At 41.8% G+C, this 18368-nt stretch carries 14 protein-coding genes; 3 read left to right on the top strand and 11 right to left on the bottom strand.

Annotation, left to right across the window (positions count from 1 at the left end):
* Positions 1–194: 194 nt before the first annotated feature.
* From A3GY_RS0105965 to celB, 5 genes are all read right to left on the bottom strand, one after another.
* Positions 195–980 (bottom strand): class I SAM-dependent methyltransferase, encoded by a 786-nt coding sequence (locus A3GY_RS0105965; RefSeq protein ID WP_231871632.1) that lies wholly within the window; start codon positions 978–980, stop codon positions 195–197.
* 417 nt (positions 981–1397) lie between these two features.
* Complete coding sequence (locus A3GY_RS09725) at positions 1398–3056, bottom strand: collagen binding domain-containing protein (protein ID WP_018030503.1); 1659 nt, start codon at positions 3054–3056, stop codon at positions 1398–1400.
* Between the two features lie 228 nt (positions 3057–3284).
* The gene (gene manA, locus A3GY_RS0105955) at positions 3285–4226 is read right to left on the bottom strand and encodes a mannose-6-phosphate isomerase, class I (protein ID WP_018030502.1); all 942 of its coding nucleotides are present in this window, start codon (positions 4224–4226) and stop codon (positions 3285–3287) included.
* A 70-nt stretch (positions 4227–4296) separates the two neighbouring features.
* Positions 4297–5022, bottom strand: coding sequence for a GntR family transcriptional regulator (locus A3GY_RS0105950; RefSeq protein ID WP_018030501.1), 726 nt, complete (start codon positions 5020–5022; stop codon positions 4297–4299).
* Between the two features lie 38 nt (positions 5023–5060).
* The gene (gene celB / locus A3GY_RS0105945) at positions 5061–6329 is read right to left on the bottom strand and encodes a PTS cellobiose transporter subunit IIC (RefSeq protein WP_018030500.1); all 1269 of its coding nucleotides are present in this window, start codon (positions 6327–6329) and stop codon (positions 5061–5063) included.
* A 140-nt stretch (positions 6330–6469) separates the two neighbouring features.
* Here celB and A3GY_RS0105940 point away from each other — a divergent pair, with 140 nt between their 5' ends.
* Positions 6470–7867: a glycoside hydrolase family 1 protein gene (locus tag A3GY_RS0105940; RefSeq protein ID WP_018030499.1), complete on the top strand. Its 1398-nt coding sequence runs from the start codon at positions 6470–6472 to the stop codon at positions 7865–7867.
* Positions 7868–7892: 25 nt separating this feature from the next.
* Here A3GY_RS0105940 and A3GY_RS0105935 read toward each other — a convergent pair whose 3' ends face one another.
* Positions 7893–8339, bottom strand: a complete 447-nt coding sequence (locus tag A3GY_RS0105935) for a GNAT family N-acetyltransferase (protein ID WP_018030498.1) — start codon at positions 8337–8339, stop codon at positions 7893–7895.
* 104 nt (positions 8340–8443) lie between these two features.
* On the opposite strand from A3GY_RS0105935, the gene A3GY_RS0105930 reads away from it, so the two are divergent.
* On the top strand, positions 8444–9091 hold the full coding sequence (locus A3GY_RS0105930) for a DUF4947 domain-containing protein (protein WP_018030497.1): 648 nt from the start codon (positions 8444–8446) through the stop codon (positions 9089–9091).
* Positions 9092–9132: 41 nt separating this feature from the next.
* On the opposite strand, the gene A3GY_RS0105925 is transcribed toward A3GY_RS0105930, so the two are convergent.
* The 4 genes from A3GY_RS0105925 to pgfM1 all read right to left on the bottom strand — a co-directional run bounded on the left by A3GY_RS0105925 (position 9133) and on the right by pgfM1 (position 14271).
* Positions 9133–9828, bottom strand: coding sequence for an LrgB family protein (locus A3GY_RS0105925; RefSeq protein ID WP_018030496.1), 696 nt, complete (start codon positions 9826–9828; stop codon positions 9133–9135).
* Positions 9825–10187 (bottom strand): CidA/LrgA family protein, encoded by a 363-nt coding sequence (locus tag A3GY_RS0105920; RefSeq protein ID WP_018030495.1) that lies wholly within the window; start codon positions 10185–10187, stop codon positions 9825–9827. Before A3GY_RS0105920 ends, A3GY_RS0105925 begins: the two co-directional genes overlap by 4 nt.
* A gap of 132 nt (positions 10188–10319) precedes the next feature.
* Positions 10320–11339 carry a UDP-glucose 4-epimerase GalE gene (gene galE, locus A3GY_RS0105915; RefSeq protein WP_018030494.1) on the bottom strand — a complete coding sequence of 340 codons (1020 nt, stop codon included), beginning with the start codon at positions 11337–11339 and terminating at the stop codon, positions 10320–10322.
* A gap of 19 nt (positions 11340–11358) precedes the next feature.
* Complete coding sequence (pgfM1, locus tag A3GY_RS0105910; RefSeq protein ID WP_026161951.1) at positions 11359–14271, bottom strand: glycosyltransferase PgfM1; 2913 nt, start codon at positions 14269–14271, stop codon at positions 11359–11361.
* A gap of 212 nt (positions 14272–14483) precedes the next feature.
* Here pgfM1 and A3GY_RS0105905 point away from each other — a divergent pair, with 212 nt between their 5' ends.
* Positions 14484–17204: an LTA synthase family protein gene (locus A3GY_RS0105905; RefSeq protein ID WP_111703023.1), complete on the top strand. Its 2721-nt coding sequence runs from the start codon at positions 14484–14486 to the stop codon at positions 17202–17204.
* A 34-nt stretch (positions 17205–17238) separates the two neighbouring features.
* Here A3GY_RS0105905 and A3GY_RS0105900 read toward each other — a convergent pair whose 3' ends face one another.
* A complete protein-coding gene (locus A3GY_RS0105900) occupies positions 17239–18207 on the bottom strand; it encodes a glycosyltransferase family 2 protein (RefSeq protein ID WP_051048383.1) in 969 nt (322 codons plus the stop codon).
* Between the last annotated feature and the right edge of the window lie 161 nt (positions 18208–18368).

The following is an 18368-nucleotide window of genomic DNA, read 5'->3' as shown; positions in this document are numbered from 1 at the left end:
CTGAATATTTGATAAAATTTTTTATTTTATCAAATATCTGTTATCACTTACTTCTATACTTATGCAATAATAATTAGACCTTGCGTTGCTGTCATAATATCTCACCTCCTTCTTTCCAATTTTTCTCCATTATGCAATGATAATCAGACCTTGTGCTGTAGTCATAATCTCACCCCCTTTTCAGTCATTAATTATTAATGACGTTTTGAACATTCAACAATCATATATGGTGCATTGATGTCAAATTTATCATTATTGTAATCACCATATACTTTTGCAATAAGTAATCCCGCTTCGCTAAGTAAACATGATAATTCCTTTAATGAATATAATCTTAAGTCAATTGAATATTTTTTATCTATCCCATCAATAATTCTAATTTGATTAATCTTTAATATTCCTTCCTCCAAATCAAAAGTTCTATTTTCAAGTAAATAACCATGTTCAGCATTACCAAACCATACACGTTGACCTAGATTTTTCATTAGATAATCTCGATTGGTAAGATGTAAGACAACTACACCATTATCTGATAAAAGATGTGTGCTTATATTTTTAAAAATATCAACAGTCTGATTATCTGGTAGGTAGCCGATAGAACTTTCCATACTATAAATTAAATCGTATTTAATATTTGGATTAAAAAACTGAACATCCGATAAATATATCTTTCCTTGAGCAAGGTTTTCCTGAGCTATATTTACTGCTTGCGGATTCATATCAACACCGTCAATAGAATACCCTTTATCGCTTAATTTTTTTATATGTCGACCGGTACCACAGCATAAATCTAAAACTTTGATTTTGTTTTTTAATCTAGATTTCAAATAAGTATTCTCTAAAAAGTTGACTTGCGATTCTAACTCTACATCTAACAATTCTGAGTATATCTTAGAGTAGGAGCTATCAAAAAAATCATTTATCTTATTTGGCTGTTCTCTTTCATATTCTTTTATTTGTTCTAATTTCAAATTGATCACCTCAAGTTCTTGTTATGTATGATATCATAAAAAGATTGAGGATCAGTTTATATTCAAATGAGAATAATTATTGTTTATAATTTTCATATTTGAAGATACCCACTGTGAATTCAATGTGGCAAAAAGAAAAAGATTGAAGTCTTGTCCAACGGGGGCATTCTTCAATCTCAAAACCTTTTACTTTCTATTGATTTTGTTATAGGCTGTAAAAAGAAAGACTGTTGCCTCTGTTACTGGATATTATGGGAGTAAGCCCATTTATCCGATAAAAAAAGACCGCCTTTCTTTAAACCATTTGATGATCTTTTCAGCACTTGCTGAGGCTTGACTGTTATACCAAAAAGGAGGTTCGTTTGAACCTCCTTTTAAGTACTTAAAACACCGCTTTACGATAAGAATAAGATACCAGTAACTTCCTTAAATAGGGCGTTTATAGTAAGTATAGCCACCTATCACAAGAACTGTCAGCCCTAAAATAGCAAGCCAGCTTTCTGAAGCGTCCCCTGTTGACGGCAAACCAGGCTTGCTAAGCTTTTTCTTCGGTGTGGTTGGTTTAGAGCTGGTCGTTGATTTAGGATCCTCTGTCGTGCGAGATGCTGCAGCCGTCGTAGTTGGTACTGTTGTGGCGGACTCCGTGGTTGCACTAGTTGTTGCCGAAGTCGTCGTGGTTGACTCTGTGGTTGTGCTAGTTGTTGCCGAAGTCGTCGTGGTTGACTCTGTGGTTGTACTAGTTGTTGTGGTCGGCGTAGTGGACTCTGTAGTTGTGGTTGTCGTTGTCGGAGCGATATAGACATTAGTGAAGCTATCACGATCATAACTAGCGGTAACCTGCTTCGCACCGCCATTATCCACAACGTTGACGCTTACCTTGATATCAGCATCGGCATCATCCGTTACACCCTCTAAACCAGATGCTTTCTCACGGATGGTGTATGTAAAGTCACCTACTGTAGAGAATTTGATTTTAGAAAATTGCACCACTCCAGCACTATCATTTGTAACGGTCTCAAGCACATTACCTGTTGCATCATCTACTAATTCAAATGAAAATTCTCCAGCTGCCAGAGTACGTCCAGAAAGAATCTTATTGACTTTGAAAATGGCTTCATCTGACCGAGTTCCTTCACCAACCCCATCAACCGTCGTTAAAGGAGCAAAAGGACGATAATTAAGAGCCTGAAGAGGATTCCCATCTGAGGTCACGACAATATCGTTAAAGACTTTCTTCTCTACTTTATCCACCGGAGCAGTCAAACGGGTTTTATAAATAATATAGATTCCACGGTTACTCAAATCGCCAGCATTGATGGTGAAATGATTAGAGTCTGTAATAGAGACAATATTAGGGTCATTAGCTGTAAACGATGTTCTAGGCCCATTTGTCCAATCGGCAAAGTAATAACCTGAAATCGCGCCCTCAAGCTCCTGTCCTTCTGGGATAGTATCTGTGATGACAACATTTCCAAGTTGCTTAATATCGCGGTTAATGCGAATACGCCAGTTCACAATATTAGGGTCCTTAGAATCTTGCACCCCCCACTTTGAGTACCCTTCTGGTTCTTCATCCACAACAATTCTGGTCAGCGTATACTCCTGGGCACCTTCAAAAGTGAAGGTTTGCGGCACATTATAAGGTGTCGCGTCTGCCCATTGAACAGTAAATAAGGCCTGTATCTTTTTTGTTTCATTTAATCGCGCAAAATATTCCTGATTGGTAATCGTGATTGTTGCCTTATTTGTAGCAGGATCTGTTACTAAAGTCGCAATGGTTTCACCAGTTGGCGCCGTTAAATTTTGCGTCAGAGCCTGATCAAATTTGAAAACACTAGGCACATCATAAACCAGGGTATCCCCATTTTTCAGGACAGTAGCATCATCGAAAGTATAGGTAGGACTGACATAAAATTTTCCTTCGCCATAGGAACCATTATTAACCAGCTTATAATTATTGATGGTCACATCCGTTGATACGGTATAGCCCGATGTCAGCTGGTCAGCAGAGACAGGAATAGCAAATAAGGCTGCCAGTACAAAAGATAAGCCTATAACAGATATCACTTTATTAAAAAATCCCATAAACTCTCCTTTATCTCATCATATTTTTGAAACATACTATTAATAATAGTGTAACTTATTTTAGACAAGTTTTCAACAGAGTTACCCTTCATTTGCCAAATGCTACACCACTCATCTAGCATTCAAAAGCGTTTGGGACAAAAGTTCCAAACGCTTTCAATTTATCTCACTGCTAATCTTTAATGTAGTGGTTTATGAGAAGTCCTTGTCTTGTGCTCATTTTATTTTTCAGACATGACTGACAATGGCTTCTAACTCACCAGACAGATGCCAGGATTCAACATCAGCTGGCAGGATAAAGTGCTCTCCCTTTTGCAGTGGATAGCTTTTGCCAGCTACGTCCAACTTCCCTTCTCCGGATAAAATAGACACGAGGCTGTAGGGAGCTGTTTTTTTAAAGGAGGCCTCTCCCTTAAGCTGCCATTTATAAACCGTAAAGAAACTGGTAGACACTAAAGCAGTTAAGCACAAATCATCAATGATGACCGTATCAGGCGTACTATTCTGGGGCTTGCCAATTGTCAGAACATCAATGGACTGTTTTAAATGAAGGTCTCTTAAATGGCCATTTTGATCAGGTCGGTCAAAATCATAAACCCGATAGGTCGTGTCGCTAGACTGCTGGGTTTCCAAAACAACAATCCCTTTGCCAATGGCATGCATGGTTCCGCTCGGCACATAGAAGAAATCCCCAGCCTTAACTTTAACCCTCGTCAGCAAATCATCCCATTGACCGGCCTCAATCAGCTTAGCCAGCTCTTCCTTAGAAGAGGCATTGTGTCCATAGATAATTTCAGCATCGGGTTCTGCCGAGATGACATACCAGCATTCGGTCTTGCCCAATTCACCTTCGTGCGCCATCGCATAAGCATCATCAGGATGGACTTGGACACTTAGCCAGTCATTGGCATCCAAAATCTTGGTCAGCAGAGGAAAAACCTCATCAGATGGGTTTCCGAAAAGTTCCTGATGTTCTTTATAGAGAAGATCAAGCGGCATCCCTTTATATTGACCATTTTTAACCCGGGAAACACCGTTTGGGTGGGCAGAAATCGCCCAATATTCTCCCGTATGGCTGCTAGGAATTGCATAGCCAAATTCATCCCTTAGTTTTGTGCCGCCCCAGATTTTCTCATGCATTTGAGACTCTAAAAAAAGTGGTTCTGCCATCGTTTTCCTCCTTGGTGCTTCAAAAGTCTTGGTATAAACGAAGAGATCTGATTAAGCATCAGATTTCTTCTTAATTATTTTTAACATCTAACAGGGAATAGCCTCTGATATCATAACGGTTTCTGCTCCGTGAATATTCAATCGGACGACCATTTTCCAAATAAACAACTTGTTCAACCTCTAAGACAGGATCAGAGGGGTGACACTTTAAGTAGTCCTGATCATAGCGATCTGGCTTTGCGGCTGTAATGTGCTTATAAGATCCTGCAAATTTCAGACCCAGCTGGTTGAATAAAAAATCATAGACAGATTTTTTCAGCACCTCTTCATCTAAACCAGGCGCCAAATCAACAGGCATAAAGGTATGCTCCAAAACGTAAGGTTCTCCATCTAGCAGCCGCAGGCGGACAATCCGATAAACCGGCATTTTAGCGTCTAATTGCAGCCTTTCTGCAACCTCTGGCTGAGGAAATTCTACCTCAAACCTGATGACCTGGCTGGTCAGTTTTTCAGCCTGATCCTGCAAATCCTTGCTGAGGCCATTGTAATTGTCCAGACGAAACTTGGCATCATTCTTGTCCCAAAAAGAAGAATTGAGAACCTTTGTTCCATTCCCCTGCTTTGAAAACACAAGGCCCTCAATAGTCAGTATTTCAATCGCTTTTTTAATGGTCATTCGGCTGACCGAAAATTCTTTCGCTAAATCAGACTGAACAGGGAGATTGGAATCAACAGGATAGATACCATCCGAAATCCTCGTTCTAATGACATTAGCAATCTCTTCATACTTGGACATAGGCTACCTTCTTATCAGAGTATCATTGTTATTGCTTATTATAACTCATAATCTGCCTGTCTGTCTAGCACTAGAAGGAAGGGATACCAGATGCAGCCAACAATAAGCATGTCAACAATTTGGAGAAGTCCTCCGAGAATCGAATTGGTCGCCAGCATGCCACTGAAGAAGACTGGCACAGTCCACGGCACCGATACCCCTGTCGGAGCAGGGACGATACCAAGAGACATGACGAAGTAGTTCAGCAGGGTAACAACAATTGGAGAGAGCACCCATGGAATTAAGATTGTCGCGTTCATCACGATTGGCAGACCGAAAATAACAGGCTCATTAACATTAAAGATGCCAGCTCCCAGCGCCAGTCTTCCCACATCCTTATACATTTGTTTCTTTAGGACGAAAGCCATGATGAGAACAACCGCCAAGGTCATTCCAGAGCCCCCAAGTCCTACTGTAAAGGTTTCCATAAAGGACTTCGAAATAATATGCGGTACCTGTTCACCAGCCTTATAGGCCTCAATATTTTCTAAATTCAATGTGTTCCAGATTGGGTCCATCACAGAGTTGACAAGGATTTGCCCGTGCAGACCGAAGAACCAAAGCAGCTGGATAAAGAAGATAGCAATTAAGGTTGCTCCGATACTTGATCCCAGACCAACCAGTGGCGCCTGAATCACCTGATAAATGAGATCATGTAAATTAACCTTAAAGAGACCAGTCAAGGCAGCGTTAAGAAGCAAGAACAAGGTTAGCGTCAAGGTTCCTGGAATCAGAGCCGCAAAAGACTTCGCAACTGCCGGCGGAACGGAATCAGGCATTTTAATTTGCCAGCCCTTATTACTGATTCGGCTGTAAAGTTCAGCTGCTATAAAAGCCGTTATCATCCCTAGGAACATCCCCTTAGCCCCTAAGCGCTCCAAACTTAGGACCTCTGTCACCATCTTGCCAGATTCAGTAGTGGTGTAAAAAGGAGTCAAGATGAGGAAACTGGACAAGGCCACAGCGCCTCCAAAAACGCCTTCTACATCGTAGGTCTTTGATAAGTAATAGCCGATACCAAAGACAACGAAGATGGTCATGATAGACATGGTTGCTGCCTGACCATTCCCCAGTAAGCTCGCCAGCGTCTTTTTCAAACTGTCACTAAAAAAGGGCAAATTTGAAATAACCACAATAATAGAACCAAACATGGTTACTGGGAAGGCCAGCATAAAGGCATCCCGTAACACCGATAAGTACTTGTTAGAGCCAAGTACATTTGCTAAAGGAAGCAGTTTTTCACTGATAGCATCCAAAAACTTGTTCATAAGTTTACCTACCTTTATTTTTTGTCACCATAGTTGTATATCATATTTCATTATTTGTCTAGTCTTTTTTAAAATTATTATTGACTTTTTTATTTTATGATGTATACTTTACTTGTGAATAAAACAAAAAGGAGACGCTCATGACAGACTATCTTTTTCCAAAAAACTTTTTCTGGGGAACAGCTTCCAGCGGCCCGCAAACAGAAGGGCGTTTTGACGGAGACGGCAAAGGAGACAATATTTGGGACTTTTGGTACGAAAAAGAACCGCAGAGGTTCTTTAATCAAGTAGGTCCAGATAAAACATCTTATAATTACAAACGGTTTAAAGAGGATGTCGCCCTGATGAAGGCAACCGGCCACAACTCCTTTCGGACTTCTATCCAGTGGAGCCGGCTGATTCCTGATGGCACTGGCGAGGTGAATCCAGAAGCCCTTGCATTTTATAATGCCTATATTGATGAACAGATTAAAAACGGGATTGAGCCTTTTATGAATCTCTATCATTTCGATATGCCTATGCCGCTTCAGGAAAAAGGCGGCTGGCTCAACCGAGAAACTGTTGAGGGCTATGTTCACTATGCTAAGACCTGTTTTGAGCTTTTTGGCGATCGGGTCAAATACTGGTTCACCCATAATGAACCGATCGTCCCAGTTGAAGGCGGCTACCTCTATGATTTCCACTATCCAAATGAAAAAAATCTCAGACACGCCATTCAGGTCGGCTTCAACGAAGCTCTAGCCAGCGCCCTAGCGATTCAGGCCTATCATGAAGATCAAGATGGTCAGATTGGTATCATCCTCAACCTGACCCCAAGCTACCCTCGTGATGAAAACAATCCTGAAGATGTCAAAGCAGCCAAGATCGCTGACGCCTTCTTCAACCGCTCCTTCTTAGACCCAGCGATTAAAGGAGAATACCCAGAAGATCTAGTGGCGATTGTCAAGGAATTGGATATGGTCCCTGAACATACAGCCGCTGATTTGGAAGCCATCAAGCAACATACCATTGATATACTTGGTGTCAACTACTATCAGCCACGCCGGATCAAAGCTAAGGACAATCCAGCTGATAAAAACCCTGACTGTCCTATGCCAGAAGACTACTTTGATAACTACGATATGCCAGGCAAGAAAATGAACCCTTACCGAGGCTGGGAAATTTACGAAAAGGGAATCTATGACATCATGATCAATGTCCGTGACAACTATGGCAATATCCCTTGCTTCATCTCCGAAAACGGTATGGGGGTTGAAGGCGAAGAACGCTATATCAATGCCGACGGCCAGATTGAAGACGACTACCGAATCGACTTTATCAAAGACCATCTCCGCTACCTGCATCAGGCCATCCAGGAAGGAGCTAACTGTCTAGGCTACCACCTCTGGACCTGTATGGACAACTGGTCTTGGACCAACGCCTACAAAAACCGCTACGGCCTCATCGCTGTTGACCTTGATAAGGAAGCTAAACGCACTATTAAAAAATCGGGTTATTTCTTCAAAGAACTGGCTGATCAGAATGGATTTAAAGATTAAAAAAACGAAAGCCTCAGCTTTCGTTTTAGATTTTCACCTCATCTTTTTGGTAGCGATAAACCATATAGTAAGTATCGACGGAGGCAAAGGGAACATCTTTTAGCATTCCAAAAACGGCAAAACCTTGTTTTAGATAGAAATCTTTTGCTTGGTAAGACCGAGTGGTCAAAATAAGATTTAGAACCTGATGCTTCTCTGCTTCCGCTTTTAAAGCCTTAAGCAGCCAAGTCCCCAGTCCTTGCTTTTGATGCGAGGTAAGGACAGCCAAGTCACTGATCTTAATGGTTTGATACAAAAGCTGATAAGATAAGGCAGCAAGTATTTGACCCTCCTCCTCAATCGACAGCACAAAAGCTTCAGCTTTCTCCTGACTGTTCTGACGGCCGAAGACATCTTTATATTGTTGACTGAAAACGGCAACAAAAAAATCAGTCAAGTCTGCCTGACTCTTTTTAAGTTGATAGGTTGACATTTACGACCTCCTTTGTCTGTTTATCATCTTATTATACCGCAACAAAAAGGGTACGGAGCTATTTTTTATGGTATACTAATGGCAAAGGAGAACGTGAAACTAAAATGAAAAAGAAAAACACCCTTATCACCCTGCCCTTTCTGCTCATATCTGTTTTATTCCTGACAGCCTGCAGCAGTGAGTTCTTTCAGCCTATCGGTCTAAATGAAAAGACAGAAAAACAGACCAAAAAAACAACAACGCGTAAATCGCAAGAAGAAACAACAACGTCGGCAGAGGACGAAGATAGCCCTAGCGAAGACGATAAAGTAGCCAAAGGACTTCCTGACAACGCCAGTGAAGCCAAGACGGATAAAATCTATGCCACCGGGGATGCCAAGGTCTACTACTTCCGTCATGATGACGGATTTGAAGCACAGATTCCTGATTTTAAAGGGTACACGCAGGAAAAAGTCAAAGAAGTCTTGGGAGAACCGCAAGAAATTATCACCGATTCTGCTCAGATTCAAACCAAGATGAAAGAAAACGAACTGAGCAATCTGAAAGACCTGCTCAAAAAAGGAGACATTACCGAAAATCAGGCCAAGGCTTTTTACACCGGAGCAGGAGATGTTGCCGCATCTGCCCAGCTTGGTACCAAATATGTTCTCTATTCTTACGAAAATGGCAAGGTTCTTCTCATTTTTAATACTGATGACACTAAGAACCTCTACTATATCACCCCTAATCCGGAATACCTCTACTTTAAATAAGGAATACAAATAACCTCCCCAGAGATGTCTAGGGAGGTTTTTTAGCTTAAAATAAGAGCAGCAACGAGAGGTGATACAAAGACATAGATGAGACCTGTCACTCCAATAGCCAGACCCGCCATCGCGCCTTCAACTCGGCCATATTTGAGGGCAGTCCCTGTTCCAATGGCATGACCCGTACCGCCAAGAGCTAAACCGACAGCGACTGGATCTTCTATTTTCAGCCATCTCAAAAGGGTAGGTCCCAAGACACTCGTCAGAATCCCTGTTGCCACAACGACAACTAAAGTCACGGTGACAATTCCTTGCATCTTACCAACAATCCCAACAGCCATGGCAGTGGTTACCGACTTGGGAAAGAGAGAAATCGCTAGAAAATAGCGCATCCCGAAACATTTAGCCACTAATCCCGTAAAAAGCGTATTAGCAAGAGCAGCTGCAAATGTTCCCAGTAAGATACTTTTAGCATGATGTTTCATCAGGTGAAAAGTCTGGTAAAGAGGGATCGCAAGCGCAACTGTTGAGGGGACAATCAGCATATTCAGATAGGCGCCTCCATTATAATAAGCCTTATAAGGAATATGGGTCAGCTTTAGAAAAAGGATCACCAAGAGGGTTGCCAACAAGAGCGGCGTTGTCAGAGGATGGGGAAAACGCCGAAAAATTAAAATACCTATAAGGTAGGCCAATATGGACAGCCACAGACCAAACATGGGATTTGAAACAATCGCATTCATTCCTGATAATCTCCTTCAAAACGACTCTTTATCCACTGAACAACAAGTCCAATGACTGCTATATTAATCACAATCGCCCCTAAAATAATCAACCCAATCGGGACAAGATAGGGCGCAATGACATGGAATTTATCCATAATCCCAACGGCTGCTGGTAAAAAGAGAATCGTCATATTGCCCAACAAAAAGCGGCCCACATCATTGACGTGCCGTAACCGCAGCCATTTAAATTGCAAGGCCAGAAAAAGACAAAACAAACCAATAATACTTCCAGGCACCGGTAAATGCAAAAGATTAGACAGGATTTCTCCCAGAAGTGAAAACCATAAAATAATCATTAGCTGAACATACAGTTTCATAACATCACCCCTTCTCTTCTAATAGTTTACTCCTTTTCAGAATGTTTTCAAGTTATATTTCCAATTCCTGAGACTTGAAAAAAGACAGTCAGGCAGATAACGATAGTCTGCCTGGCTGTCTTTTAATACTGGCTATGAGTCCGAAAAGCCATTAGGATGCTGTTTTTGCCAGCGCCAAGAATCCTGACACATTCTCCTCAGGTCAAATTCCGCTTGCCAGCCCAACTCCGCCTTAGCCTTTGTAGCATCTGCATAACTAATCTCAATATCACCATGGCGACGGGCAACAACTTGATAAGGGATAGCCCGACCAACGACAGCTGACATTTCGTGAATGACTTCAAGTACTGAGTAGCCCTTCCCAGTTCCTAGATTATAGAGTGAAAGGCCTGAATGCGGCGTTAATTTTTGAAGAGCCGCCACATGGCCTCTAGCTAAATCAACCACGTGAATAAAATCCCGAACCCCAGTACCATCAGGTGTCTTATAATCATCTCCAAAAATATAAACCTTTTCCAATTTCCCAACAGCAACTTGAGTGATATAAGGCAAGAGATTATTAGGGATCCCATTTGGATCTTCTCCCAAATCTCCTGAAACATGGGCACCAATTGGATTGAAATAACGCAGAATGACAATATTCCAAGATGGATCCGACGTATGCAAATCTCGCAACATGTCCTCTAGCATAAGTTTTGTCCGGCCATAAGGATTGTTGACAAACAGAGAAGCCTCTTCAGTGATGGGGACAACTTTTTGATCTCCATAGACAGTAGCTGAAGAGGAAAAGATAAGGTTTTTACAGCCGTATTTCGCCATAACCTCTAAAAGTCTGAGTGTCCCATTCACATTATTATCATAATAAAGCAGAGGCAACTGAGCCGATTCGGAAACGGTCTTCAGGCCTGCAAAATGAATGACCGCCGCAATATCTTCTTTCTTAAAGATGGCTTCAAGTGCAGCAGTATCACGAATATCTGTTTGATAAAAAGTTAACTTTTTACCTGTGAGGGCTTCCACAACAGCCAAACTTTTTTTACTGGCATTACAAAGATTATCCAAGACAACCAAGTCGTAGCCCTGATTCAGTAATTCCACACAGGTATGCGAACCAATGAAGCCCGCACCCCCGGTTACCAGAATTTTCTTCATTTGTAAATTCCTTTCAACATTAGTCCCCATTGTGGTAATAGCCGTCACGCCACTTAAGATAAGCGATTAAGCCGATGGCGGCAAGAGAAGCCATGACGCCAACCCAGAAGCCTCGAGGAACAAAGTGCATTTCAATCTTATGTTTCCCCTTGCTGATTGGGAAGCTGATCAAACTTCCCCAAGCTTCTGTTGTATCTACCTTCTTGCCATCTACCTTAACCGTCCAGCCCTGATCATAAGGGACACTGGTCATCATGACGGTACTGTCATCCGTGACATTTACCGAACCGTCAATCCTTGTATTGGTCCATTTGCTGACAGTCATTTCCTGTTTGCGACGCTGATCAAGCACTTGTTGAATAGCCGACTGATCCGCTCTGACCAGCCCCATATTGGTCATGTTGATTTCATCGTCTTGAGAGGTTTGAATCTGGAGTGTCATTTCCTTGCCAGCCGTTCGATCGGTTAAATTCCACAGCTGAACCTGATCAAAACTTTGCGTGTAATGATACCACTGACCATTTAGGGTAATGGACATATTGCCCATAGATTTTCTCAAAGCATAAGGCGCTTGGAAATAGTAGGTCATATCTGTCTGTGGAGTAAAGATAATTCTGATCGTACCTACTGCATTTTTATTGATTCTCCTGAAGATACGCTGGCCATTTTCAATAACTTCCTGCATATTGTCTAATTCAATCGTCGGGATCCCCACATACTCAAAATAGTTCTTTTCAACACCCGACATGGAAGAGAGGATGATGTTCTGATTTGAGACAGGGTTATTGAGACCGAATTTGATATTACGGGTAGCCAGATTTGTGGCATAGGCCGCTGAGAAGACCTTGTCATTTTCATAGATGATAAAGCGGTCATCCTCATAAATGGCTTTATAGCTTGCTTTTAAATCTGTTCGGTTGGCATTCGGTGTGAAATAATGGGTTTTAGGGTTTTTCAGGACATCTTCATTGGTATAGGCTTTGGGTTCAATATAATAGCGCACACCATAAAGAGCGTCTGTCAGAAGCGTTCCATTGGCATAGAAGGTCGCAGCGTTGCCTCCTACATCGCCCATCGAATTAAATAAATTAATCGTTGATTTCTCCAAATTGGAGGAGAAGCTGCTCAATCCTGGATAAGAAGCAATCAGCGGGTCATTCTTTGAATACACAAAACTGGAACCAACACGGTAAAAACCAGCTTTGTTCTTCTTTTCAATGGTTCTGGCTAGCTGATTCATTTGCAGGGCAGCACTCGTAAATTTGTCTGCATCCGCATAACCCAAGGTTACCTGAGACAGATAGGCATTGTAGCCCAGTTCTAAGACCGTCATCAGAGACAGTGCAATCCAGAGACCTCGTTTTTGAGAGCCAAGGAACAAGAAAAGCAAAACAAAGAGCCAAGTGAGAAAGGTTAAGGTTGCCTGACTAAAGAGCAGACCCAAAGACAGAGTCTTATAAGTGACAAAAGCCAAGAAGAGGCCAAGCCCCGCCAGAACCAGCTGATTGACTTTGGATGCAGCCGTTTTTCGTAGAATCAGATAAAGCAGCAGACCAATGACGAGGACAATCAGTCCGACAACCAGAAGACGATGCTGTGTGACAAAATCAGTCAAGGCTGCCGGCTGTTTTTTCGCAATAAAAGTGTAATTTTGACTGTTGACATACAGGACTGAAAGCAAGGCGATGACTGTCGCCAGAACCAAATCCTTGGGACTGATTCGAATGTTCTCACGCAAGGTCTGATAAGCAATCAAAACAATGAAGAAAGATAGGATCCACGAGAAACGGTAAAAGAAACCTGCCGGATTTTGACCCATATGCCAAATCTTACTGGTAAATTCATGGGTAATGGATAAGAAAAAGAAGGCACTGATGGCAGTAACACCCCATTTCTTATAAGGATGCGCTGAGCTGTATTTGAAATAAAAGAAGAAAGCAATCAGTGCAAGAGCCCCCACAAAAACATTGGGGAGGTTGGGACCTGCTGACCAGCCGGACTCATTATCAAAACTCCCAATCATCAACTTAGATAAAATATCTAAAGGGTTGATTTGGAAAAGCCAGGCAAAGGTCATCGGTGTCTCATAAGCACCCTTACTGCTTAATAAATTAAGGAAAACCGGGTATAGCAGAAAAGAAACGGTTAGTGCCGCTAAAACGGAATAGAGAAACACGCGTATCAGAGGTTTTAAAAAGTTCAGAGCTTTAGTTTGGATATTGCCTGAAACAGCTAGGCGAGGTGCTAAGTAATAGCAAGAATACAGCGCCACAAAGAGACAGACCATGTAACCCATATAGAACTGGAAAAAGAGAACCAAAGCCAGCAGGAGCATATAGCGATAAGGTTTGCCACCATCTAAAACACCTTCCAGAGCCCAAATAATCAGCGGAAGCATAATCATGGCATCATAAAAGATAGGGTTCATCTGATAGGCAACAATCATCCCTGAAAGTGTATAGGCTGCTGACATCAACGGAATCAGCCATCTATTATAAGACATGGCCTGATAGCGCTTGATCAGCAAGAAAGAAAAGGCCCAGCCCATGGCACCATAGCGCAGTAGGATAGACAGAAAGACCGCCCACTTAAACTGCGATAGCGGCAGTAACACATAGAAAAGGTTAAAAGGACTGTGAAGATAATAAGCCCAGACCCCATTCATGGAGCCTCCTATAGATTTTGAAAATGAGTAGAAAAAGCCACTCCAGTCGCCACTCAGAAGGGTGTGTTTCATAAAGCCATAAAAGCCAATATACTGCTGACTGAAGTCCACAGCCATATGAGACTTGTTCCCAAAAGGAAAAATGCCAATAAAGGCCCAAACCACCAGCATAATGGCCATGGGTAAGAGGGCGCTGATAAGCATGAGCTGACTTTCCTTTTTATTCTTGATCCTAAACGCTTTTAACAAGGTCGATAGACGTTTCATTAGTATTTTTTAATCAACCGCTGGACTTTCAAAACCAGCAATTTCCTTTCTTAAAGTAAGTTTTCGCCCTCTATTTTATCATAAAATACCATTATTTTTTAGCAATTTGCGAAATAAAATCTGTATTAGACAGAGGGAGCTTTTTTTAGTAAAATAGGAGTCGCACCAATAGCTTAAAATGATAATTTAATGAGATAGTGAAATAATTTATAATGAAAATGAAAAGACAGGACCCCTTAAAAGAGACCAATGACCCCTCCACGTTACAAGCAAGCCGCTTTTCAGACTGGCTTGCCCGCTACAAACAGCTTCTGCCAAAAGTCCTGGCTGTTCTGGCCCTTCTAATCTATGCTTATAGCATTAACAATGAACTTAAAACGGCCAACAACCAAGGAAATCTGAAATTTGTAGCCTCCTACAGCAAAGACTCTCTGTCTGCCGGCTACAATCAAAACATTCGCAAAAATATCCGTATCAATGGCAAAACAATCAGCGATGATGCCCTCAAACGCTCCGAATGGACGGAGTATGGGGCGGGTGTTAAAATTCCTATTTATATTGCCGATGGCTCCAAGCAAACTAATCCAACACTTGAAATTGAGACCGGCCAAGGCATTCGCAATCTGACCTTTGAGTACAGCAAATATGATGTCGGCGGCTATCTTGAAATCTATATTGACGACGTCTTTTACACTAAAATCAATACCTACGGGAAGAAGCTCAACTATAAAACCATGAGCATCGACTTCCCTCAGCATTACGCTATAACTTCCAAAAATGCGATTTGGTGGGGCCAGCTCTTCCTACTGACAGTAGCTGTCCTAATCATCTTCTTTAGCAAAAAGTTCAAAAAATCAGCAAACAAGCGTCAAACAAGCAGCTTCCTAATCTGCCTCTTGCTGATATTAGCTGCCTGTATCGCCAGCTTCAAGTTAGTCTTGTCACACAGCCTCTCCTCAGATATTTTGTTCCTAGGCCGTTCTTTTAATCTCTTGGAGCTTCTCGTCTTCTTGATAAGCCTCAGTTACCTGGCTCTAGTGAATCAAAAATGTTTAATTCTCTTAGCAAAAACCAAGTTGGGATTCTTTTCCCACCTTTTTTATGCCGCGGTAAATATCAGCGTTCCGTTTATCAGTCTCTACCTCATCGAAAAAGCCTATTCGATCTTTGATATCGGTCACCTAAGCCACCATGATTATTGGATTAACATCGGCATTCTGGGAATTATTTGGCTGTGTTTAGCCCTACTGACCACGTCTATTAAAGCTGCCAGTACCATCCTGTTGGCAGGCAGCCTGCTGGCAGGGATTGTCACCAAGATACTTCTCATCACCAGAAATATGCCCCTCTTATCCTATCATTTCTTACAGATTAGAGACGGCCTCAGCGTGGCAGATGCCACTAATTTTTCCTTTGACACGACCATCTCCTCTCTCCTGGCAATATGCTGGCTGGTCATGATTATGGTTATTTTTTTGCCCAAGTATGGTCAGCTATTGCCAGACAAATGGACACAGCCGGAAAAAAGAAAGGCAAATAGCTACAGCTTTTGGACTTCTCTTCTCTCAAAAGGCTATCTTAGAAAAGTCCTTATATTTGCACTGGGACTTCTAGTCAGTCTGACGCTTGCCCCGATGACGATTTTTGGGCTAGCCAAATCCGTTAATCTCTCCCTCTATTTCTGGACCATGCAAGATACTTACTATAACTACGGTCTTCCTGTTGCCCTGACCAGATATCATTTAGCTGCTCAAATTCAAAAACCTAAGGGTTATCAGGTTAGTCAAGTACAAGAGATTTTGAAACAATATCCGCGGGAGAAGACCAATGTTGCTGTTAAACCTAATATTATCCTTATCCAGAACGAATCCCTGACCGACTACAGCCAACTAACCAACCTTCAGTTCAACCACGACCCCCTTGAAAACATCCATCAGCTGTCAGCCAATACCATCAAGGATAAACTGGACGTCTCTGTTTTCGCCGGGAGCACCGCCAATACTGAGTATGAAGTGCTCACCAGCAACAGCCTGGCGATCCTGCCACCCAATGCCTTTCCTTTCCAGCAGCTGATCAGTAGCCCTAAAAACAGTCTAGCCAGCGTTTTAAATCAGCAGGGGTACTCATCTGTAGCCTTGCACCCTTACGGTAAGGATAACTATCGCAGAAACCAAGTTTATCCTTACCTCGGATTTCAAAAATCCTATTTCAACAACTCAACACCCGCCATCACTGAACTTATTAAAAACCCCAAGGAAGTGCGCGGTTACATGAGCGATGAGTCGCTCTACCAAGGGGCTCTCACCTTGCTGACCAAGAGCAAAAAACCTGTCTTTAATTTTATAGTAACCATGCAAGGACATGGGGGCTATGGAAAATCAGGAGCCGACTCCTTCTCTCAAACCGTCTCTGCCCAAAATGCCGAGGATAACGACGAAGCCAAAGACTACCTCTCAAGTCTAAAGGCTTCAGATCAAGCCTTCAAAGACTTGACAGACCAGCTCAAAGCCATTAAAGAACCAACTCTTGTGGTTATGTATGGTGATCATCAGCCGATCCTCAGTGACAGTTATTTTAAGCCTTACTTAAATACCAACAATCGCAGTTCCAAATACCAAACACCGCTTATCTTCTGGGCTAATTTTGACCTTCCTCAAGTTTCAGAAACAACAATCAGCCCTAATTATCTGGCCCCACGCCTCTTTGAAATACTAGCCAAAACACCTTACGCTCTTCCTAGAAGTTCCTACTATCAATTCCTAAGCAGCCTCCAAAAAGAAGTTCCTGTCATGACGACCTGGGGATACTACGATAGCAGCGGCAACTACTCTGAACAAGCTCCAGACACCAACTTGTATAAAGACTATCAAATGATTCAGTACAACAATGTCATGGATAAGAGCTCTCTGGAAATGAGCCAGTATTATCAATGAAAAACAACAAAAGAGCCTTCCTGGCTCTTTTTCTTTATGGCTTGTCATTATGTGCTCGAGTGCTGCTGCCGTTGCTTTCCAGTAAATCTTTAACAACATAAATGGGTCTCTGCTTAACCTGTAAGAACGTATGCCCAATATACTCCCCTAAAATCCCAATCAACACCATCTGAATACCTGATGAAAACAGGATAAGAGAAGCTAGGGTTGTAAAACCTGGAACATCATTTCCAAAAAAGATACGGTCAAAAACCAAGTAAATCAGATAGAGAAACGATGCAATGGAAATAAAAGATCCCAGCAAACTGGCAATTTTTAAGGGAGCTGTTGAGAAGCCGACAAAACCTTGAATGGCATAAGAAACAAGCTTTCCAAAAGACCATGACGTCGCCCCCTCCTGACGCTCTTTGACCTCATAAGGACGGTAATAGGTGTTGAAACCAACCCAGGTGAATAGCCCCTTAGAAAAACGATGATATTCCTTTAAGGTTAGAATAGCTGCAACAACCTCTTTACGCATCATTCTGAAGTCAGAAGCATTTTCAACAAACTCCGTCTCAGAGATGGCATTCATGACCCAATAGAATATCTTTTTAAAAAAGATAATCAGCGCTGACTCTCTGCGCTTGCTTTGATAACAAGCAACCGTATCATAATCGGGATTATTTTCTAAAAAAGTGAACATCTCTACAATGTATTTGGGATCTTGCTGCAAATCAGCATCAATAATGGCCGTGTAGTCTCCGCTCGCCTGCTGAAGACCGGCATACATGGCTGCTTCCTTGCCAAAATTTCTAGAAAAGTTGATAACCTTAATCTGCTCAGAAGCATAATCAGCAATCAATTTTTTGAGCTCTTCAAAAGTCCTGTCTTTGCTGCCATCATTGATAAAAAGATATTCTATGTCGGTATCCAGATTTTCAAATCTTTGACGGCAAGTCTCTAACATAATTCTAACATTTTTCTCTTCATTATAGCAGGGAATCACTAATGAAATTTTCATTCGGGAGGTCATAAAGCATCCTTTCTTTTCGACATCACCATATTCTAACATATTTTTACAAAATAATAAAAGCAAGTTGGTCAGCCGATTTTATTAGAGCAGCTTCTTTAAATCACCCCTTAAAAATGATATAATTGAGTGGTTGTAATCACATTAAAGTG

Origin of the sequence: Streptococcus ferus DSM 20646, from assembly GCF_000372425.1 — a bacterium.
Taxonomy (GTDB): domain Bacteria; phylum Bacillota; class Bacilli; order Lactobacillales; family Streptococcaceae; genus Streptococcus; species Streptococcus ferus.
This window is presented reverse-complemented; position numbering and strand designations above follow the sequence as displayed.